Here is a 19,245-nt window from a genome sequence, read left to right as displayed (position 1 = left end):
GTGTCCGCGCCGTCCAGCGCCATGTCATCCTCCGTCGGGAAAGCGTTGCATCAGTGCGTCGAGACCGGCGCGGTCGGGTCGGCCGGGGGTGGCGGGCGCATGCGCGTCCAGCAGCACGGCCAGCTCGCGCGGCGCGAGGCGCCAGAAGTCGGCGGGCGACAGGCCGAGCGCGAGCACGGCCCGCATCGCGCGGTCCCAGGGAAACGCCGCCGCGCCCTCACCCTCGGGCGCGGCGGCCGTCAAGGGCGGGCGGGCGCCTCGCCGCCGCCGAAGGCGGCCTCCAGAAGCTCGGCGGCGACGCGCGCCGCACCCGCCACGCCGCCCTCGATCGGTAGGCGCGCGAGTTCCGCGTCGCTGGTGGTGGCGCCCGCCCCGCGAAGCCCGGCGCCCAGGATGCGCGTCAGGTCGCGCGCCGAAAGCTGACCCGAGCCGAAGCGCGTCGCGAGCTGACCGAGATCCTCCAGCGCGAAGGCGTCCTCGAGCTCGGCCAGCGCGCCGAGCGTCAGGCACAGCCGCCGCTCCTCGCCCCCGATCACGGCGGAAACCTCGCCGCGCCGCCGGTTCGCCGCCATCACAGCGCCTCGAAGTTCAGGGCGCCGGCCGATTCCAGCGTCATCTCGAACGACACCTCGCCGTCGTGCTCGCCGCCGTATTCCAGCGCCGTCACCTGAAACGGGCCGGTGACGCTGCCGAAGTCCGGCACCACCGCCTGGAAGGCGACGGGCCGCCCCTCGAAGAATACCCGGCGGATCAGCGCGTCGGACGCCGCGTCCTTGAAGATGCCCGCGCCCGACAGCGAGGCGCGCTGCACGCCCGCCCCGCCCAGCAGCTCGCGCCAGCGACCCGCGCTTTCGCCGTCGGTCACGTCGACGACCTCGGCGTTCATCGCGAGGCGGCGCGTGCGCAGGCCCGCCACGGTCTGGAACGGGGTGCCGTCCACCGAGATCTTGAGAAGAAGGTCCTTGCCGCGCTGTGCGCCCATGAGCGTCGATCCCTGATCGGAAAACGAAAAAGGGGCGGTCCGTTCGGACCGCCCCTTGCGATGGCGTCGGTGGTGGATGGGGCGCGCTAGGAGGCGAGCGGCTCGGTCACCGCCCGGAAGCGCAGGATGCCGTGATAGGCGGGCGAGTCCGGCTCCTGCCGCGCTTCCGCGAACTGAAGGCGCAGGTTCACCAGCCGGTGCCCGTCCATCGGAAGCGTCGCGTCGTGGAGCCGGTTCGTCACCTTGTCCATGATCGCGTAGGTTTCCTGCTTCGAGCCGCCGCGTCCCCAGACATGAAGCGTCAGGATATGCTCGGACCCGTCCTCGGAGCCCGTGGACCAGTCCACCACCGCCGTACGTCCCAGCGTCAGGTAGGGAAAGGCGGCCCGTTCGGGCTGCCGGTCGAAGACCTTGGGCCCGCCCAGCATCGCGGTCAGCGCCGGGTCGCCCGTCAGCGCGGAGACGATCGTGGTCTGCAGTTCGGCGCTGGCCTGCATCATGGCCGGTGATCTCCCTGTTTCACGATGTGCGTGTCACGGAATATATGCACTGAAATGTGGCGTGATCAGGCACGCGCGTCCAGCGGATCCGTTAACTTTTCCTCATCTTCGACCCTCCGGCTATCGCCGCGCGGCAGCGGGTCCAGGCGGCGTTCGAGGTCGCGCGCGAGCCGCTCGCGCAGCTGGCGCAGCATGCGGGCGCGCAGCTTCGCGCCGGCCGGTCGTCGCACGAGCGCCCTCACCGCTCCTCCTCGCAGCGGCAAACGAGATAGCGTCCCGTCTCGTCGGGGTCGTGCAGCGTCCGGATCACGAGCCGCCGGGAACCGAGGCGAAACGCCATGCCGCGCTCGAGCCCGTCGCGATGCCGCAGCGTGACGCGATGCGTGATGCGGGCGATCCGCTGTCCGGCCTCCGGCGAAACCTCGGCGCGGGCCGGCTCGACGCGGACCGCAGCCTCGCCCACCTCGTGCCAGCGATCCGCCGCCCCGCCCATCGCGTCGGGCACCGGGTCGTTGCGCTCGATCAGCGCCCGGTGCCGCAGCAGCCCCGCGTCCAGAAACAGCGTCCCCATCAGATCGCCAGGCTCCGGTAGGGCGACAGGAGGCTGCCGACCAGCGGCGGGATCGTGTCGGGCTGCAGCGCCGGGGCGAGCAGCGTGCGCGTCTCGTAGCTCGTCGCCGCCAGTCGCAGCATGGCGAGCCGCAGCGATTCCGGCACGAGTTCGGGCGGCAACCCGGCCCGCAGCTCGAGCTCCGCGCCGCCCGGCGCCGCGACCGCACGGCGCCAGTGAAGGCGGGTGCGCAGCGGCGTATTCTCGAACCGGACATCGGCGGGGTCGCCCGCGCGGGTCTCGCTCTGCTCGTCGAACAGCGTGACGCCGAGCACCGCGGTGACCGGCCGAAAGCCGAGCGTCAGCGTGCCCACCGCCGCTTCCACGACGAGCCGTCCCGTTCGCTCGGCGACGAGCAGCCCGGTGCGCCGCTCCACGTCCTCGCGCGCCGCCCGCAGGAGGCGCACGAGCAGCGCGTCCTCGTCCTCGCGCTCGAGGCGCAGGAAGGCACGCAGTTCCGCCACGCCCACCGGCTCGTCGGCCGGCGCGTTGGTCTCGATCCAGATCATGGATACACCCTCGGATTGCTGGAAGATGGGCCGGACGGCCTGCCGCCCGGCCCGCCCGGTCAGACCGTGAAGGCGAGAAGCTTCGCCGCGTCGAAGTCCTGGACGCCTCCGCCCACGCGCTTGGTCGTGTAGAAAAGGACGTAGGGCTTGGCGGAATACGGATCGCGCAGGACGCGCACGCCCTGCCGGTCCACCACGAGGTAGAACCGCGCGAAGTCGCCGAAGGCGATCGCCTTCGCCCCGGCCGCGATGTCGGGCATGGCCTCGGCCTCGACCACCGGGAAGCCCATCAGGCTAGCGCGTCCGCCCGCCACGCTCGGCGGTGCCCAGAGGTAGTTGCCGTCGGCGTCCTTGAGCTTTCGCACGGCGCTCTGCGTGCGACGGTTCATCACGAACGTCGCGTTCTGCCGGTAGCTGCCCTTGAGCGCATAGACGAGGTCGATCAGCGCGTCGCCGCCGAGCCCCGGGAGGAAGCCGCCCGCAGCCCCCGTCGCGACCGTCCCGACCTTGCCCCAGGCCCAATCGGCTTCCGTGACCGTCGGATAGGTCATGAAGCCCTTGGGCTTGGCGACGCCGTCGCCCGTCACGAAGGCCGCGCCCTCCTGGGTCGCGAAGGCCTGCTCGACCTCCTCGCCGAGCCAGCGATCGAGGTCGATCGCCGCGTCGTCGAGCAGCGCGGCGGTGGCCGCGGGCATGGCGTAGAGCTCCATGGTCGGGAAGCTCAGCTCCGAAAGCTGCGGCGCGCTGGTCTGCGGCCGCGCGTCGGCCTCGCCCACCCAGCCCGTCTGCGCGCCGTTCACGGCGAACGGCTTACGCAGCACGGTCGACGAGACCGTCCGCACGCTCGCGATCGAGCGGATCGGCGACACGGCGGCCAGCCGTCGCCCGATCTCGGTCTCGGTCTCGGGCGGCACCAGGAAGCCGCCGTCCTGGCCGGCCAGGCCCGACATCGCCTTCTCTTCCAGGCGGCGGATGCGGTTCTCGTCGCCGCCGCGCACGTAGCTCTCGAAGGCCGAGCGGTGCTCGCTCGGCTCCGGCATGGCGCCGTCCGAGGCGCCGCCCACCGGCGGTCGCAGCCCCTTCAGGACGAGGCGCTCCAGGCGCCGCTCCTGCTCGTCCATCGCGCGGGACAGGCGGTCCGCCTTGTCCTGCGTCACCGTGTCGGCGCTCATGCGCCGTTCGATCTGCGCGAGGCGCTCGTCGTTCGCCTCGCGGAAGCCCTCGAAGGCGCGCATGAACTCGTCGAAGGCATCCGTCGTTTCGGCGCCGCGCGGCGCGTCCGCGGCCTTGGTCTCGGGCGACGTCATGGGCATCGTGTGCATCGGATCCATCCTTGTTGGCTTGAAGGTGAAGGGTTCAGCGCAGGGCCAGGGGCGCCGCGGGTGGCAGCAGCAGGCGTCGCGCCGCCTCGACGAGGCGCACGGACAGGTCGCGGGCCGGCCGCGCGGCCGAGCGCGTCTGCGTGACGCGCGCGGCCTCCTGCATCGGGAAGGTGACGATCGAGATCTCCCAGAGGTCGAGCTCGACGAGGCTGCGCCGCGCGCGTCCGTCGCGCAGCGGCAGCGCCCGGCGCGTGTGGAAGCCGATCGACAGGCCGTCGATCGCGCCGGCCCGCACGAGCTCGAAGGCCTCGCGCCCGGCGCCCGACGCGAGCGCCAGGCGCCCTTCCGCGAAGAGCCCGACCGCGTCCTCGGTGAGGCGCGTCCAGATGCCGATCGGTCGCGCCGGGTCGTGCTGCCAGAGCATGCGCACGCCCGCCGCGCCGCGCTGTGCCAGCGAGCGGCGGAAGGCGCCGCGCTCCACGCGGTCGCCGCCGCTGTCGGGTCGCTCGAACAGACTGGCGTAACCCCTGACGGTCCCGTCGGATTCCAGCCGGGCGGGGTTCACGAGCGGCCTCCCCGGCGGCGCTGCCGGAACAGGCCGTCCGCGAAGCGTCCGAGCGCCCCCAGCGCCCACCAGGCCGATAGGCTGGCCGCCGCCGAACCCATCACCGCCGTCTCGGTGGCGCCGAGCGCCTGCCCGAAGCCGAGATGGTCGGCCAGAAGAAGTCCCGCCGGCCCCCCGAACACCAGTCCGGTCGCGAGCCCGATCAGAAAGCGGGTCGCCGCCTCGCGTCGCCCTTCCGGCAGGAGATAGGCGATCGAGATCACCGAGCCGCCGATCGCCCCGGCGCACTTCGCGCCCAGGAGCACGAGCGGGGACGCGACGTCCCCGGCCACCGTCGTATCCATGGCTTGCCTCCATCAGTGAATGGGAAAGGTCAGCGCGCGGTCCGGCGCGGGCCGTAGCCCACCGCCTCGCGCTTCTCGTCCTCGGACAGGAACTCCGCCCCGCCGAGCCGCCGCCACAGGGCCTCTCGCTCCTGCGCCAGACCCTCGATCCGGTCGGCGTCGAAGCCGAGCCGCAAGGCCGGCTCGCCATAGAGCGCGGCCAGCCAGTCGCCGACCGCCGCGCACAGGCGCGCGACCAGCGGCAGCACCGTCAGCCGGAACAGCGCCCGGTTGGCCTCGGCGTAGTTCGCGTAGGTGGCGTCGCCGGGAATGCCGAGCAGCATCGGCGGAACACCGAAGGCGACCGCGATGTCGCGCGCCGCCCCGTTGCGCGCCTCCACGAAGTCCATGTCGCGGGGCGAGAGAGCCATGGTCTTCCAGTCGAGGCCGCCTTCCAGCAGCATCGGTCGCCCGGCCCGCGCCGCGCCGACATAGCCGCTTTCCAGCTCGCTCTTCAGTCGGTCGAACTGGTCGGGCGACAGGTTCGAGCCGTCGCCCGGCTGGTAGACCAGCGCCCCGCTCGGCCGGGCCGAGTTGTCGAGCAGCGCCTTGTTCCAGCGCGTCGCCGCGTTGTGCAGGTCGAGCGCGGTGCGCGCGGCCTCCAGCGGCGCAAAGCCGTCGGCCCCGTTCAGCGGATGAAAGAGGCGGATCGCCAGAATGCGCGGCGGCCGCCCGCCGTCGCCGTCGAGCGCCAAGCGGCGCACGCCCTCGCCGTGGCGAACCTCGACCATCGTCGGCCAGCCGTCCGCCCCGGCGATCGTGCGCACCGTATCGGGCCGCAGCGCGTGGAGAAGGCGCGGCACCCCGTCCAGCGCGACGGCCTCCAGATGCGCCGCGCCCGACAGGAGCAGATGCCCGCATAGTGCCTCCACCAGCGCCGCGCCGTCCTGCGCGCCGTTCGGGCGGCGCAGCAGCTGGAGCATCGGATGCTCGGCCACCTCCTGCGATCCGTCGTAAAGGATCAGCGGCACCGCGGCCGTGCTCTCGGCGACGAGCCGCACGCAGCGATAGGCCACCGGGTTGCGCATGAAGCCCTCGCGCGCCGCCGAGACGTAGCCCCGCTCGCTCCAGCTCGCCCCGTCCGACTGCCCGCCGGCGAAGACAAGCGCGCCCCCGTGGAACCCGCCCTCCTTGCGCTCGGGCGCACGCGCGCCGTCCGGCCCGCGCGCCCAGGCGCGCAGCCTCTCCACTGGTCCCACCATCGATGTCTCCTCAGATCGTCCTGACGCGCGGCTCGATCACCGGGCCGCCGAGCGCCGTCACCGCCCAGACCAGCGCGTCGAGCCGGTCCGGCGAACGGCCGTTCGACAGGCCGTCCGGGCCGAAGTCGGCCATCTCGTCCTCGAGTTCGGGAAAGCCGCCGACATGGCGCACCAGCCCCTGCTCGTAGAGCGCGGCCACCGGCTCGGCGCGCAGCCACTTGCCGCGCGTCGCCCGCACGCCCGACACCGGCACGCCCGGCGCCACCGCCCGGATCACCGCCTCCACCATGTCGCCGCCCTGGTTCACCTCGGCGACGATCCGGTCGGCCTCCAGCTCGCGGAACAGCGCCACCGCCCGCTCCGCCCATTGCGGCGGCGAGAGGCCGCGCCGCGACCGGTCGGCGAGAACGTAGACGATCCCGTCCGCCGCGCGGCCCGCCGCGACGATCCCGCAAGCATCGGAGCGACGGGTCGCCGAGGCCGGCGGGTCGACGGCCACCACGATGCGCCGCAGCTCGGGCGCGGCGCGCAGCCGTCCGGCGTCGATCCGCTCGCGCCGGAACAGCGCGTCCTCGCGCCCTTCCACCATCTCGCCGTCGAGTTCCTGTCGCCCGAGGCGCGAGCCGCCGTAGCGCCGCTCCATCGCCGCAAGGAAGCCCGCCGCCAAATTCTCCCGGTTGTCGCCGGTCGGCATGCGCGTCACCGCCGTGCCGTCCTCGCCCAGCAGCCGCTTCACCAGCGGCACCGGGCGCGGCGTCGTGGTGAGAACCATGCGCGGATCCTCGCCGAGGCGAAGCGCCAGCTGCAGGTTGTCGAACGTCGCCTCGTCATGCGTCCACTTGGCGAGCTCGTCGCCCCAGGCCGCATCGAACTGGTAGCCGCGTAGGCTGTCGGGGTCCTCCGAGGAGAAGATCTGCGCGATCGCGCCGTTCGCGAACACGAGCCGACGACGCGTCGCCTCGAAGACCGGGCGCTCGCCGTAGTCCAGCGAGCGCAACCCGCTCTCGCCCTCCACCATCACCTCGCGCGCGTCGCCGAGCGTCTCGGCCACCAGCGCGATCCGTCCGTGCGGCCGGCTGGCGAAGGGCCTCTCGCCCAGCGCCTGCGCCCGGATCCACTCGGCTCCGGCTCGCGTCTTGCCGGAGCCGCGCCCGCCCATCAGCAGCCACTGGCGCCAGGGTCCGGGCGGCGGGCGCTGCGAGCGGCGCGCGATCGCGCTCCAGGGCGGCATCGCCTCGCGCAGAACGCGGGGCGGCAGCCCGGCGAGACGGCGTTCGAGGTCGCGCCAGAAGGCATCATCCGCCGGCCCCTCGTGCGCCGCGCTCACGCCAGCGCTTCCCCGCCCGCCTCGCGCCGGTGCAGGGCGCGCAGACGGCGCATCAGCTCCTTGCGCAGGCGTTCCCCCTCGCCGGCCGCGCCCTCCGTCGCAGGCTCGCGTTCCAGGCGCGACAGGTCGAGCAGCTTCTCCAAAGTGCGCGCAAGAAGCGAGATCGCCTCGACGCGCGCCTTGCCGCCGGCTCCCTCGCTGGCGTCGCCTTCGAGAAGCTCGATCTCCTGCGTTAGGGCCCGCAGCAGGCGCTCCGAAAGGCGCGGCGGCGGCACGCGCGTCGTCTTCGTCTCGCCCATGATTGCGTTCCCCTGTCCCCGAGCGGGCACGAAAAAGGGCGCTCCCTCCGTTTCCGGAAGCGAGCGCCCTTGGCGCAACCCGCACTATCTCGACCGTAGACAGAACCTACCCACGGACCGTCACGGTGTCAATGACTATTTTCCTATTCTAGGAATAATTGCCAATCAGCGTGAGGCGTCCGGATCCTCGCCGGGCCACGCGGCCAGGTGGTCCTCGTAGGCTTCCGGCTCGATTCCCTCTTCGCTGCTCGTCCGCCCCTGCGCCGAGGCGCCGGCCAGGTGAACGGTCTCGCGGTCGCCGGAGATCAGGTGGTGCCACCAGCGCAGGTCCCGCCCTTCCGCCACGAGCCGATAGGCGCAGCTCGGCGGCAGCCAAGAGATCGTGCGAACCGTCTCGGCGTCGAGGCCGACGCAGTCCGGCACGGTTTCGAGCCGGTTCTCGTAGTCCCGGCAGCGGCAGCTTTCGCCGTCGAACAGGCGGCAGGCGAGATCGGTCCAGATGATCTCGCCCGTGTCCCAGTCCTCGAGCTTGTTGAGGCAGCATCGGCCGCAGCCGTCGCACAGCGATTCCCACTCCTGAGTGCTCATCTCCTCCAGCGTCTTGGTGCGCCAGAAGGGCAAGGGCTCCGCCGCGGCCATCAGGCCGTGGGCCGGCGCCTCGGCGCGCGCTATGTCGTCGGGCGAGCGGGGGATGGATGGGGCTCCGGTCGTTGTTTCGGCCATGTCTTGCTGTAGAATGCGAACGTGGCGCGCCGAAGGGGCGCGTCCTGGAATGGTGGGTGCGGTGCCGAAGCTGTTGGAACGCAAGGGGAAGTCCCGCGGCGGCCCGTCTCGGCTGATCGAGGTCGACGCTTGGCTGGATACCAGCCTGTGGCGTCTTTTTCATGGTCTTTCGCGTTTCTGGGAGAGCGTTACCATCCTGTCGCGCCGCATGCGCGTGCGCGGCTTCAGCCGCTGGGTGACCGAGCTCACCGGCGAGGCCCTGACGCTGGGCGTCGCGGGCTTCGTGGTCCTGCTGCTTCTCAGCCAGTCGGCCATGAAGATGACCGTGAACGGGCTGCCGCAGCAGGCCGACTATTCCGTCCTGTTTCTGGATCGACACGGCAACGAGATCGGCCGGCGCGGCATCCTCAAGGCGAATGCCGTCCCGATCGACGAGCTGCCCGACCAGTTCGTGAAGGCCGTTCTCGCCACCGAGGACCGGCGCTTCTTCGAGCACTGGGGCATCGACTTCCTGGGCCTTGCCCGCGCGCTCTCCACCAATGCGCGCGCCGGCGGCGTCGTTCAGGGCGGATCGACGCTGACCCAGCAGCTCGCCAAGAACGTCTTCCTGTCGAACGAGCGCTCGCTGGAGCGCAAGATCAACGAGGCCTTCCTGGCGCTCTGGCTCGAGGCCAATCTCACCAAGCGCGAGATCCTCGGCATGTATCTCGACCGCGCCTACATGGGCGGCGGCACCAACGGCGCGGCGGCGGCCGCGCAGTTCTACTTCGGCAAGAACATCCGCGACGTGAACCTCGCCGAGTCGGCCATGCTCGCCGGCCTCTTCAAGGCGCCGACCCAGTACGCACCGCACGTCAACCTGCCGGCCGCGCGCGCCCGCGCCAACGTCGTTCTGTCGGCCATGGTAGATTCCGGCTTCATGACCGAGGGTCAGGTCGTCGCCGCGCGCCGCCATCCCGCGACCGCGGTCGACCGCTCCGTGATCCAGTCGCCGGACTACTTCCTCGACTTCGCCTTCGACGAGGTGCAGCGCATCGCGGCCACGATGCCCCAGCGCACCTTCGTCGCCCGCACGACGATCGACATGGGCCTGCAGAAGCTCGCCGACGAGGCGGTGGACTTCCACCTGCGCCAGTTCGGCAAGACCTACGGCGTCGAGGAAGGCGCGATGGCCGTTCTCGACGACAATGGCGGCCTCGTCGCCATCGTCGGCGGTCGCGACTACGGCCTGTCGCAGTTCAACCGCGCGACGCGCGCGCTTCGCCAGCCGGGCTCGTCGTTCAAGGCCTATGTCTACGCCGCCGCCATGGAGAACGGTCACAAGCCGACCGACGTCGTGGTGGACCGCCCGATCACGGTCGGCAACTGGAGCCCGCAGAACTACGGCAACTCGTTCGCCGGCCGCATCCAGATCCAGGACGCGATGGCGCGCTCGCTGAACACGGTCGCGGTCCAGCTATCGCAGGAGAAGGGCGTCGGTCCGGGCCGCGTCGCGGCGCTGGCCAAGAGCTTCGGCGTCGAGACCCCCTTGCGCGGCGACAAGACCATCGCGCTCGGCACCAACGAGGTGACGGTGCTCGACCAGGCGACCGGCTACTCCGTCTTTCCCTCGGGCGGCCTCAGCTCCCACCGCCATGCCATCGAGGAGCTGACCGACGGCGAGGGCCACGTCCTGTGGAACGCCGACCGCGACATGCCCCCGCGCCACCGCGTCCTGTCGGAACAGGCCGACAAGAGCATGATCGAGATGATGGTGCGCATTCCGGAAGTGGGCACGGCGCGCCGGGCCCAGCTCTCCATGACGCGCGCCGCCGGCAAGACCGGCACGACGCAGAGCTACCGCGACGCCTGGTTCGTCGGCTACACCGGCAACTTCACCGCAGCCGTCTGGTTCGGCAACGACAGCTACAAGCCCACCAACAAGCTGACCGGCGGCGGCCTGCCGGCGATGACCTGGCAGCGCTTCATGGAAGCGGCTCACCAGGGCATCGAGCTGCGCCCCCTGCCCTATATCGACAACCCGCTGCCCAAGCCCGGCTCGGTCAAGGTCGCACAGGCCGAGGGCGAGGACGGCCAGCCGGTCCGCGCGCGGCCCAGCCTCGTCAACAACGCGGCGCAGAAGGTGCTGGCGGATCTTGCCACCCTCTTCGACAGCGCGCCGGTTGCCGCCACGCCCGAGAAGTTCGCGGCCACGGCGGACGCCGCCGACGAAGCGCTCGCGCGTCGCTGACGGGACCCGCACGCCGCCCATGCGCTTTCTTCTTCTGACCGTTCTGGCGGTGGCCATCGCGCTCGGCCTCGGCACCGCATCGGCGGTTCGCATGCTGGAGCGCTTCGAGGGCGCGGATGCGCTGATCGTCGGGCCCTGGCACGCCGACCGCACGACCGGCTCGCCCGATGCCGACCCCTATGCCAAGGCGCGCCTCGCCCGTTCCGGCAACCTGACGCTGGGCCTTGGCGAGGGCGTCGCCTTCCAGGCGCGCGTCGACACGCAAAACCGCGAGTTGCGCCGCGAATGCGCCTACCGGCTGGAGGGCGCCTATCCGCCGGCCCGCGTCTGGACGCTGGCGGCCTTCGATCCGGCGGGTCGCCTGATCGGCGGCGACGACGGACGTCCGCGCCACCTCGTGTCGCTCAACCTCATGCGCGCGGACGACAACAGCGCCTTGATCTCGGTCGGGCGCGAAGCGCGTCCCGGCAACTGGCTCGCCAATAGCGGAACGGGTCCCTTCGTCCTGGCGCTGACCTTCTACGACACGCCCATCTCCACCGATAGCGGCGCGGCGCCGGTGGCCATGCCCCTGATCGTCCGGACGGGATGCCTCACCGATGGGTAAGCTTCTCCTGGCTGTCCTGATCGGCCTCGTCGGCGCGGCGATCGTCCATATCGCGGTGATCTTCGCGATCCCGGGTCTCGCGCAGAACGACAGCTGGAACCGCCTGTCGCGGCTCGGACCCCTGTTCGCGACGGTCCAGATCGCCACGGTCCCGGCCCAGGGCGCGGATCCGGCGCCCGGCGCCGACTTCGTCTTCGTGGACCCGGCCTTTATCGACGTCGCCTGCCGCTTCGATCTGTCGGCCGCGCCGGTGCGCGTTCAGGCGAGCGAGCGGACCGGCTTCTGGAGCGCGTCGATCTATGCGCGCAACGGCGACAACCTGTACTCGATCTCCGAGCGCGTGGCACTGGAAGGTCGCCTCGACCTTCTCGTGGGCACGCGCGAGCAGCTGGATCTGGCACGAGTCGAGGGAACCGAGGACGACGACACGGCGATCCCGGTGGAGTTCCCGGCGGCGGAAGGCTACGTGACGGTTCGGGCGCTGGTGCGGGCCGAGAGCGAACGCCCCTTCGTCGACCGCTTCGCGCGGTCCGTCGCGTGCCGGCCGGCCAGTCCCGAGGAATCGGGCCAGATCGCCACGACCTCGCCCTGACGCGTCAGGATGCCGGGGTCGGCGCTGCGGCGAGCGGCTCGCGCCGGACGCAGGGCAGGATGACGATCTCCGCCGGTCCGCGCGTCGTCGGCTGAGGTCTTTCCCGCGTTTTCCCCGGAGCGGTCTCCAGGCGATGAACGACTGCCATGGTCTTCGTGTCCCCGCTGACCTGCCGAACGATATGCCGCGGCGGACCAGCTCTTCCAGGTTCTGACAACGGATCGCGCCAGCGCCCCGCAAGGCCTCGGCGATCCTGATGGCCGCCGGAGCCGGACCCGACGGGGTCCGTTCCGGCGCTCGATCTGCGCTGGACGGCTTTGACGCTCGACTTTGGCCGTCCCTGATAACGGGTCTGTCATGCCAGTCTCGGCTTTCCCGAAACCGGCGTGGTTGTGCGAGCACAATCGCGAGAGCGCGATCCGGATCAAAGCAAAGCCAGGGTTAACAGCTTCATAAGGAGTTGGGCGCAAATTGACCGATGTCTCCGGTGTGACCCGGACGCATCGACGGTTTCGAGCGCATGCCGGGAGTTCCATGAAGGACGCCAGCCCCAAGGTTTTCCGGTCCCTCGCGCGGCAGGGCGGCCCCGACCTGGACGACGTGGTCACCGCGGCCGTCAGCGCCTTCGCGGCGCTGCGCCGCCCGACGCCGCGCCAATGCGACGACCTGGCCCGCCTCGTCCTGCCCCTGTGGGATCGCGTGTCCGCGGACACGTTGCGCAACTGCGCGGCCGCCCTGTCGCATTCCGATCGGGTTCCGCGCGGCTTGGTGGAGCAACTCGTGGCGAGCCCAATCGAGGTGTCGGCGCCGTTTCTCGTCTCGAGCCCGCTGGTGACGGGCGAGGATCTCGACCGGCTCGCGGCTTCGTTCGACGAGCGGGTCCGACGCGTCGCGGCATCGCGCGCCCTGCGCGAGGCGGACGGTGCGCTCCCCTCGCCCGCGACCGGCGACCGCCCCGACATCGAGGCCCCGCCCCTCGCCCCCGTCGAACTCGCGGGCGAGCTGGCGGCAGAGCCCCTGCAGCCAGTCCGGCCCGTCACGGCGACCGGCGCCGAGATCACGGCGAGCGCCGCCGGCGTGCGCGAGGCGCTCAAGCGCATGGTGCTTGGCACGCGCGCCGCGACCGCGAGCCTCACCGAGGCCGATCTCCTTCAGGCCGCGATGGAGCGCGACAGCGCCCTGTTCGCGGACCGTCTGGCCGCCATGCTGCGGATCGACGGGGACACGGTGGCGCTGATCGAGGCGGACGCGTCGGGCGAGCGCCTGGCGGTCGCCCTGAAGGCGCTGGACCTGCGCGCCGCCGACGCGATGAGCATCCTTCTTCTTCTGAAGCCCCGCATCGGTCACGACGTCGCGGCGTTCGATGCGATCGGCCGCTATTATGCGCAGCTCCAGTCCGACGACTGCCGGCGCCTGATCCAAGGCGCGCAGGCCGTCCCGACACCCGCCGCAAGGGCTCCGGCCCGGCCGCGCATCGAGCCGGTCGCCGAGCCGCGCGCGACCTTCGGGCGTCGCGCGTCCCGCCCCGACGAGCGCAGCGCCAAGGGCTGAGGCCCCTGGCTCAGACGATCGCGAGATAGCGCTCCGGCGTGTCGGTCTCGATATCGATCACCCAGAAGTCCGGGTCGAAGCGCGCTTCCCGCCGAAGTCGTGCCTCCAGAGCCTCGTCGTCGCCTTCCGGCTCCAGCGTGAAGCGTCGCTCGCCATCGGGCTCGGCCAGGGTCTGAGGCGCGGGCGCATAGAAGCGCAGCGAACCCTCGCGCCCCCGCACCGTCACGAACACCGCGCCCGCCGCCTCCGCGCCGCGCCGCACGACGGCCGCGAACCCGCCATCCGCAAAGACGCGCCGTGTGAGGACCGCCGCGAAGATTTCGCTCGTCAGACGCATGAGCCGCCCGCCTGCCACCTCAACGGCTCGCCTTTTCAAGGCGGCGCAGGATCTCGGTGCTGGGCTCGCCGGTCGGCTCCATGCCCTCCAGCGCCTCGAAGGTGCGGATCGCCGCGCGCGTACGCTCGCCCAGGATACCGTCGGGCTGCACGTCGGCGATGCGCGCCCTGGCGAGCCGGTCCTGGATCTGGCGCACGAGATCGCCATCGGCGGAGCCCGGCGAGGCGTCGGAGACCACCGCACCGGTCGCGGCCGGGTCGGTGCCCTCGATCAGGCTCGCCACCTGGTCCGCGCTGTCGCTCGCGGGCGCGAGATCGTCGCCCTGGCGCAGTTGCGACAGGAGAAGCGGCGTCGCCATGCCGTCGACGCGCAGGCCATGGTCGCGCTGGAAGGCGCGGATCGCGATATCCGTCGCCTGACCCGGGCGGCCGTCCACAGCAAGCTTGTAGTAGCCCGCTTCCGCCAGAAGCGTCTGGACCTCGCTGACGAGCGGGAAGGCCAGGATGCGCGGGTCGTTCTCGATGCGGGGCGCGCTGGCCACGCGCGGCGCGGCCGATGCGGCTCTGGCGCCGGCGCGCTGCGTCGCGGCGCCCGCGTCCGGCCGCGTCACCAGCATGGGATGGGGGTGCCGCCCGGTCTGCCGGTTCAGCGCGTTGTCGCCCACCAGTCCCGCCAGCGCGCCGAACAGCGCGACGGAGCCGAAGAGAACCGGCCGCGCGGCGATGATCCCGAGGCAGGTTGCGGCCCCGCGGGCCGTGCCGCGCGCAAGACCCTGAGCCGCCAGCGCCGTCACGCTAGGCCGAGAAGCGGCGCGACGGGAGGACGACGGACGGGCTGCTGGTTTTTTGGCGGGCATCGGTCAACGCTACGATGTTTTCGGAGAGGTCGGATCGGATATCCACGCCCTCGGCCGGGATGCGCACGCAAACGGTCGTGCCGCGCCCTTCCGTGGAGCGGATGGTCAGGGTGCCGTGGTGCAGTTCGGCCAGGCCCCGCACGAGCGACAGGCCGAGGCCGGTTCCCTCGTAGCGACGCGCAAGGCCCTGGCTGAGCTGGACGAAGGGTTGTCCCAGACGGCTGATGTCGTCCGCGGCGATGCCGATGCCGGTGTCGCACACGGTGATGTCGAGCCACGGGCCGTCCACCGCCACCGAGAGCGTCACGGTTCCCCGGTCCGTGAACTTCACGGCGTTGGCCAGAAGGTTCAGCAGGATCTGCTGGCAGGCGCGCCGGTCCGCGACGGCGGTCTCGCCGCCGGTTCCGGTGCGCACAACGAGGCGCAGGCCCTTGCGCTCCGCCTCGCAGCGGATCATCGCGGCGGCGGCTTCCGCGACCTCCGCGACCTCGAAGCGCTCGCGCAGGAGCTCGTAGCGTCCCGCCTCGATCTTCGACATGTCGAGAAGGCCGTTCACCAGCGACAGGAGGTGCTCCGACGAGCGGCGGATCAGCGCGACGTATTCCTTCTGGCGCGGGTCGGCGAAGGGACCGAACACCTCGCCGTCGAGCATGTCGGAGAAGCCGACGATGGCGTTGAGCGGGGTGCGCAGCTCGTGGCTGACGGTGGCCAGAAACGCGGCCTGGTCGCGCCTCGCCGGCGCTGCCTGCGGCACGGCGACCGGGTCCACCGCGCCCTCGCGGAACACGCGGACCTCGCGCAAGCGACCGCCGGAGCGCTCGGGCACGAAGCGCAGCGTCGCCTCCTCCGCCCGGCCGTCGCCGCTGAGGAGCCGGAGCACGAGATCGCGCGCCTCGCCGCCCTCGCGCAGGTCGTCCATCGCCTTCAGGAACTGGATGCGGTCGAGAAGGTGCAGGCGCTGGCCGAAGCTCGCGCCGGCGCGGTTGTCGAGCCCGTCCGGCGACAGCACCGCGAAGGGCTGCGACGGGGATGCGGCACGGCGCGGCGCGCCGCGGAAGACCAGCGTCGTCGCGTAGATCGACAGGATCGGAAGCGCGAACGGCCAGCCGACGAAGCCGTCCGCCGTCGGGCCGATGCCGTGCAGCGACAGGAACCCTGTCAGGCCGAACGCGGCCAGAACCGCCGGCAGCATCAGGCGGGCCAGAGGGCGCCGGTTGGCGCTGAACGCCTCGGCGGGACCGGCCAGCAGAAGCGCCAGCGGCCATACGCTGTCGAGCCGCAGCGCGATCGCGCCGAGCGCGACCGCACCGGCCGTGAACAGGATCGCCAGCGACAGGTCGTCCTCGCCGGTCCCCGCCAGCGCGGCGGCGGATACGAGCAGAAGCCCGGCCAGCGTCGCGACCGCGAGCGTCGAAGCCAGGCCCGCGCCCGCCAGCGTCATGGCCGGCGCGCTCACGGCCAGAAGCAGCGCGCCGCCCACGAGAGCGCCCATGCGGCGGGCCTGGGCCCGCCGGCGCTCCGGATCGTGGACGCGCGGAGACACCAGCGCATCGAGGCGTGCGCCCAGGCTCGACCCACCGGCGCGCATCATCGCGGCGCCGCGCGGAAGCGGCGAACCGTCACGCGCGGCAGGCGTGCAGCCCTGTGTGTCGGCGCTCTGATGCAGCATCGCAATTCCATCTCCTGCGCGCCCGTCGATGGCCCCCTCATGGTGCCGGCTCTTCGGGCTCGCGGTCCCGATCTTGGAGCCGAGCGTTTAAGGAAGGCATAAGCGGAGGCGCGAAAACCAGGCGCGCGGATTTGGGGAAGACCGTACGGGCCACAACCCGGGAAAATCCTGCCGCATGGTTAAACCGGGCGGATCCTTGTGGATCGCGCGCGCGTCGGCGGTGTTTTGGCAACGTTTTCCGGGGCATGATCGCCCGCTCAACGACTGCGCGACCCGAGCGTGACGGACGGCGATGATACGAACTCTCTTTAAGCTGGCGCTCCTGATCGCGGTGGTCGCCTTCTTCGTGCCGCGCGAGGACCGGGACGGCCGGACGGCCGAGCCGGCCCTGTCGCCGGTGGTTCTGTTCTACGGGGCGACGCAAGCGCTGTCCGATCTCGGCAGCTTCTGCGACCGCTCGCCGGCGGCCTGTGCGTCGGGCCGCGAGGCGGCGGCCTATGCCGGCGCACGCATCATGGACGGCGTCCAGGTTCTGGTCGCCATGGCGACCGGTCGGAGCGAGCCCGCCGAGGCCAGACCGGCCGCGCCCGTTCGCTCGCCGCTCGTTGCCCCGCCGGCGGAGGCGGTGTCGCTGCGCCCCACGGCGCCGTCCGAGCGAACCGGATCGATCGCGCCGGGTCCCCGCCCCTATCAGCCGCCGCTCCTGCAGCCCGAGCCGCCGGTCCGCCGCGACGTGCCGACCGCGCCGCGCCGCGACGCCGCACCCGCGTCGCCGGCGGCCACGGCATCCCGCGCGCCGGCGGCCACCGCCCCGAGCCGCCCGGCCGTGACGGCACCCCCTCGCGCCTCGACGACGCGCGCCGCGCAGGCCGAGCCGCGTCCCGCGGTTCGGCCGGCGGGCGTGCCGGGCGCCGACAAGCCGTTCCGCATGCCGGCCATGGCGGGCGGCGCCGAGCCACCGGTCTCGCCGCGACCCTTCGCCCTCGTGCCGCCACCGGCTCCGGCCCGGCCGCCCATGCCGCTGAGCGCGCCGCGCGCCTGACGATCCGCGCCGGACCGCCTATATGAGGGCGGCACAGGAAGAGCGGATCATCATGCGGACCTTCGACGACATTCTCGCCGACTTCGAACTCCTGGACGACTGGGAGGATCGCTATCGCTACGTGATCGAGCTCGGGCGCGAACTCGAACCGCTTCCCGAGGGCGCGACGAACGACGAGAACAAGGTGCCGGGCTGCGTCAGCCAGGTCTGGCTCCTCAGCCGGCACGACGCCGCCTCGCCGCCGCACCTCTTCTTTCAGGGCGACTCGGACGCTCACATCGTGCGCGGGCTCGTGGCGATCACGCTGGCGCTGTATTCCGGCAAGACCGCGCCCGAGATCCTGGCGCTCGACGCCGAGACGGTGTTCGCCGAGCTGGGTCTGAAGGAGCACCTGACGCCGCAGCGCTCCAACGGCCTGCGCTCCATGGTCGGCCGCATCCGCCGCGACGCGCAGGCCGCGCTGGCGGAAGCCGCCTAGCTTTTGCGCCAGGCGCGCGTCGCACCGCCCGCGCCGCCGCTCTCGTGAACGAGACCGTAGTGCCGGGCGAGAACGGAGAGGCCGGCCTTCAGAAGGAGCTTTGCCGAGCGTCGCGGCCATTGGCGGGCCCGTTCCACGTCCTCCAGCCCGCGCTCGAAGCAGCAGATGTCGACGAGGACGCCGGCGAGTTCCGGCCCCGCCGCGTCCAGCGCGCGGGCGACGCGCGTCCGGCATTCGAGCGCGAAGTCGCCGATGTCGGCGCCCGCGCCGGCTCCGCCCGTTCCGCCCGCCGGCATGCCGCTCCAGCTTTGCGTCACGGAGGGCATGAGCTGGCCGCGCATCCAGTCGCGCGCCAGGCGCTCGCCGGCCTCGACCTCCTCGGGGGCGAGGAACGGCACGCCGTCCGCGCCGCGCCGCTTGCCGAGGCGCATCAGGGGCGTCTCGGTCGAACCGCGCGCGGCGCTCATGCGCCGTCATCCTCGCTCGACAGCTGGCGGCACGAGCCGGCAAGGCGTTCGAGCTGCGTCAGCTGCCGGTCGAACACCTCGTCGTCGCGCGCGTCCTCGATGCGCTCCACCGCATAGACGATGCTCTTGCGGTCCCGCCCGAAGCCCTCCGCCACCTGGGCGTAGCGTAGCTGGAACGCGACATGGGCAAGATACATGGCAAGATGCCGCGCCCGCGAGACGGCGGAGCCGGAGCGATGCGCCGACAGGATCTCGAGACTGCTGACGCCCGTGAAGGCCGCGGCGATCTCGACCGAGACACGGCATTGCAATCGCCCGCGACGTCGGCGCGCCGGGTCCGGCGGCGGAGCGGCGGGGCGACCGTTGCGAGGCGTGGCGCGGGGCTGGGGCATGTTCGACTCACGGCATCGGTGACGAGATAAGAGAACATACCGTGAACATACGAGTCAGGAATATTTTCCGGACTTCAGAAAAAAATGTTGGTGTCCGCAACGCCTACGTGTGCGGCTCCCGAGGCTTCCAGCTAGTCGCTCCCGCGTCCCCGATTTCTTCCCGCCCGCTTCCGATCCCTCACCCTTGCGGCTCGACACTCGATCGCAAGGAGCCGTCCATGCCTGCATCCACCCCTGCCTCTCCCGCCCTGCACGCGTTCGAAGCCGCGCTCGCCGAAGCGGTTGCCGCCTTTGGCGACCGGCTGCAGAGATCCACCGACCCGATTCGCCGGTCGGCCGAATCCCTTCTCGGCCGTCTCGGCTTCGAGGGCGCGCGCTTTCCGCTTCCGGACGCCGCTCGCACCGCGCTGACGCGCGAAAACGAGCGATTGCGCCGCGCGGCGCTGCGGGGCGATGCACGCTACGACCTCAACCGGCACATTGCGGTGCGACGCCTCCTGGCGGGACAGGAGGCGGCGTTGCCGATGCCTTCGATTCGGGAGACGCGGCGTTCCGGCGCGGAACTGAACGGGCGCTTCCGCACGCCGTGCCGGACCGTCTGA

Annotated in this window: 26 protein-coding genes; 7 read left to right on the top strand and 19 right to left on the bottom strand. The window is 71.9% G+C overall.

Translation table 11 applies throughout. The features are described from left to right. Positions 1-24: 24 nt before the first annotated feature. The 14 genes from BLQ76_RS02025 to BLQ76_RS01965 form a co-directional block, all read right to left on the bottom strand. Positions 25-243 (bottom strand): phage tail assembly chaperone, encoded by a 219-nt coding sequence (locus BLQ76_RS02025; RefSeq protein ID WP_090668108.1) that lies wholly within the window; start codon positions 241-243, stop codon positions 25-27. Then, on the bottom strand, positions 240-572 hold the full coding sequence (locus BLQ76_RS02020; RefSeq protein ID WP_090668105.1) for a gene transfer agent family protein: 333 nt from the start codon (positions 570-572) through the stop codon (positions 240-242). Before BLQ76_RS02020 ends, BLQ76_RS02025 begins: the two co-directional genes overlap by 4 nt. After that, entirely contained in the window at positions 572-982 is a 411-nt protein-coding gene (locus BLQ76_RS02015; protein WP_090668102.1) for a phage major tail protein, TP901-1 family, read from the bottom strand. The genes BLQ76_RS02020 and BLQ76_RS02015 overlap by 1 nt, the downstream gene beginning before the upstream one ends. An 86-nt stretch (positions 983-1,068) precedes the next feature. Beyond that, a complete protein-coding gene (locus BLQ76_RS02010) occupies positions 1,069-1,482 on the bottom strand; it encodes a DUF3168 domain-containing protein (protein WP_090668100.1) in 414 nt (137 codons plus the stop codon). A gap of 65 nt (positions 1,483-1,547) precedes the next feature. Next, positions 1,548-1,724, bottom strand: coding sequence for a hypothetical protein (locus BLQ76_RS21910; protein WP_170842428.1), 177 nt, complete (start codon positions 1,722-1,724; stop codon positions 1,548-1,550). Then, on the bottom strand, positions 1,721-2,053 hold the full coding sequence (locus tag BLQ76_RS02005) for a phage head closure protein (RefSeq protein WP_090668097.1): 333 nt from the start codon (positions 2,051-2,053) through the stop codon (positions 1,721-1,723). Before BLQ76_RS02005 ends, BLQ76_RS21910 begins: the two co-directional genes overlap by 4 nt. Further along, a complete protein-coding gene (locus BLQ76_RS02000; protein ID WP_090668094.1) occupies positions 2,053-2,601 on the bottom strand; it encodes a head-tail connector protein in 549 nt (182 codons plus the stop codon). Before BLQ76_RS02000 ends, BLQ76_RS02005 begins: the two co-directional genes overlap by 1 nt. A gap of 59 nt (positions 2,602-2,660) precedes the next feature. Further along, a complete protein-coding gene (locus BLQ76_RS01995) occupies positions 2,661-3,923 on the bottom strand; it encodes a phage major capsid protein (RefSeq protein ID WP_090668089.1) in 1,263 nt (420 codons plus the stop codon). A gap of 34 nt (positions 3,924-3,957) precedes the next feature. Continuing rightward, a complete protein-coding gene (locus tag BLQ76_RS01990) occupies positions 3,958-4,488 on the bottom strand; it encodes an HK97 family phage prohead protease (protein WP_244519439.1) in 531 nt (176 codons plus the stop codon). Beyond that, the gene (locus tag BLQ76_RS01985) at positions 4,485-4,832 is read right to left on the bottom strand and encodes a DUF6107 family protein (protein ID WP_090668086.1); all 348 of its coding nucleotides are present in this window, start codon (positions 4,830-4,832) and stop codon (positions 4,485-4,487) included. Before BLQ76_RS01985 ends, BLQ76_RS01990 begins: the two co-directional genes overlap by 4 nt. 29 nt (positions 4,833-4,861) lie before the next feature. Continuing rightward, positions 4,862-6,073: a phage portal protein gene (locus BLQ76_RS01980; protein ID WP_090668083.1), complete on the bottom strand. Its 1,212-nt coding sequence runs from the start codon at positions 6,071-6,073 to the stop codon at positions 4,862-4,864. A 10-nt stretch (positions 6,074-6,083) separates the two neighbouring features. Then, positions 6,084-7,304, bottom strand: a complete 1,221-nt coding sequence (locus BLQ76_RS01975) for a DNA-packaging protein (RefSeq protein WP_090669495.1) — start codon at positions 7,302-7,304, stop codon at positions 6,084-6,086. Between the two features lie 92 nt (positions 7,305-7,396). Then, positions 7,397-7,699, bottom strand: a complete 303-nt coding sequence (locus BLQ76_RS01970; RefSeq protein ID WP_090668080.1) for a hypothetical protein — start codon at positions 7,697-7,699, stop codon at positions 7,397-7,399. A 165-nt stretch (positions 7,700-7,864) separates the two neighbouring features. Continuing rightward, the gene (locus tag BLQ76_RS01965) at positions 7,865-8,338 is read right to left on the bottom strand and encodes a YcgN family cysteine cluster protein (RefSeq protein WP_090668077.1); all 474 of its coding nucleotides are present in this window, start codon (positions 8,336-8,338) and stop codon (positions 7,865-7,867) included. 133 nt (positions 8,339-8,471) lie between these two features. Here BLQ76_RS01965 and BLQ76_RS01960 point away from each other — a divergent pair, with 133 nt between their 5' ends. The 4 genes from BLQ76_RS01960 to BLQ76_RS01945 all read left to right on the top strand — a co-directional run bounded on the left by BLQ76_RS01960 (position 8,472) and on the right by BLQ76_RS01945 (position 13,402). Further along, positions 8,472-10,652, top strand: a complete 2,181-nt coding sequence (locus BLQ76_RS01960; RefSeq protein ID WP_090668074.1) for a transglycosylase domain-containing protein — start codon at positions 8,472-8,474, stop codon at positions 10,650-10,652. Positions 10,653-10,671: 19 nt separating this feature from the next. Further along, complete coding sequence (locus BLQ76_RS01955; protein WP_090668072.1) at positions 10,672-11,259, top strand: DUF1214 domain-containing protein; 588 nt, start codon at positions 10,672-10,674, stop codon at positions 11,257-11,259. Then, on the top strand, positions 11,252-11,851 hold the full coding sequence (locus tag BLQ76_RS01950; protein ID WP_090668069.1) for a DUF1254 domain-containing protein: 600 nt from the start codon (positions 11,252-11,254) through the stop codon (positions 11,849-11,851). The genes BLQ76_RS01955 and BLQ76_RS01950 overlap by 8 nt, the downstream gene beginning before the upstream one ends. A 534-nt stretch (positions 11,852-12,385) precedes the next feature. Then, positions 12,386-13,402 (top strand): DUF2336 domain-containing protein, encoded by a 1,017-nt coding sequence (locus BLQ76_RS01945; protein ID WP_090668066.1) that lies wholly within the window; start codon positions 12,386-12,388, stop codon positions 13,400-13,402. Between the two features lie 10 nt (positions 13,403-13,412). On the opposite strand, the gene BLQ76_RS01940 is transcribed toward BLQ76_RS01945, so the two are convergent. Genes BLQ76_RS01940 through BLQ76_RS01930 form a run of 3 tightly spaced genes read right to left on the bottom strand, consistent with a single transcriptional unit; the run spans position 13,413 to position 16,264 of the window. Continuing rightward, positions 13,413-13,739 carry a DUF1491 family protein gene (locus tag BLQ76_RS01940; RefSeq protein ID WP_090668064.1) on the bottom strand — a complete coding sequence of 109 codons (327 nt, stop codon included), beginning with the start codon at positions 13,737-13,739 and terminating at the stop codon, positions 13,413-13,415. A gap of 19 nt (positions 13,740-13,758) precedes the next feature. Continuing rightward, positions 13,759-14,532 (bottom strand): peptidoglycan-binding domain-containing protein, encoded by a 774-nt coding sequence (locus BLQ76_RS01935; protein ID WP_170842427.1) that lies wholly within the window; start codon positions 14,530-14,532, stop codon positions 13,759-13,761. A 1-nt stretch (position 14,533) separates the two neighbouring features. Further along, positions 14,534-16,264 (bottom strand): sensor histidine kinase, encoded by a 1,731-nt coding sequence (locus BLQ76_RS01930; protein ID WP_090668059.1) that lies wholly within the window; start codon positions 16,262-16,264, stop codon positions 14,534-14,536. A 292-nt stretch (positions 16,265-16,556) separates the two neighbouring features. Here BLQ76_RS01930 and BLQ76_RS21905 point away from each other — a divergent pair, with 292 nt between their 5' ends. Continuing rightward, positions 16,557-17,306 (top strand): DUF5330 domain-containing protein, encoded by a 750-nt coding sequence (locus tag BLQ76_RS21905; protein WP_090668056.1) that lies wholly within the window; start codon positions 16,557-16,559, stop codon positions 17,304-17,306. A 52-nt stretch (positions 17,307-17,358) separates the two neighbouring features. Next, a complete protein-coding gene (locus tag BLQ76_RS01920; protein ID WP_090668054.1) occupies positions 17,359-17,784 on the top strand; it encodes a SufE family protein in 426 nt (141 codons plus the stop codon). On the opposite strand, the gene BLQ76_RS01915 is transcribed toward BLQ76_RS01920, so the two are convergent. Continuing rightward, a complete protein-coding gene (locus BLQ76_RS01915; RefSeq protein WP_090668051.1) occupies positions 17,781-18,251 on the bottom strand; it encodes a DUF6456 domain-containing protein in 471 nt (156 codons plus the stop codon). The genes BLQ76_RS01920 and BLQ76_RS01915 overlap by 4 nt on opposite strands. Then, a complete protein-coding gene (locus tag BLQ76_RS01910; protein WP_090668048.1) occupies positions 18,248-18,643 on the bottom strand; it encodes a helix-turn-helix domain-containing protein in 396 nt (131 codons plus the stop codon). Before BLQ76_RS01910 ends, BLQ76_RS01915 begins: the two co-directional genes overlap by 4 nt. Before the next feature lie 218 nt (positions 18,644-18,861). Here BLQ76_RS01910 and BLQ76_RS01905 point away from each other — a divergent pair, with 218 nt between their 5' ends. Continuing rightward, positions 18,862-19,245, top strand: coding sequence for a hypothetical protein (locus tag BLQ76_RS01905; RefSeq protein ID WP_090668046.1), 384 nt, complete (start codon positions 18,862-18,864; stop codon positions 19,243-19,245).

The organism is Aureimonas jatrophae, assembly GCF_900104035.1.
In the GTDB taxonomy this organism is placed as follows: Bacteria; Pseudomonadota; Alphaproteobacteria; order Rhizobiales; family Rhizobiaceae; genus Aureimonas; species Aureimonas jatrophae.
Note: the sequence above shows the minus strand (reverse complement) of the source record. Positions and strands in the feature narration are given on the sequence as shown.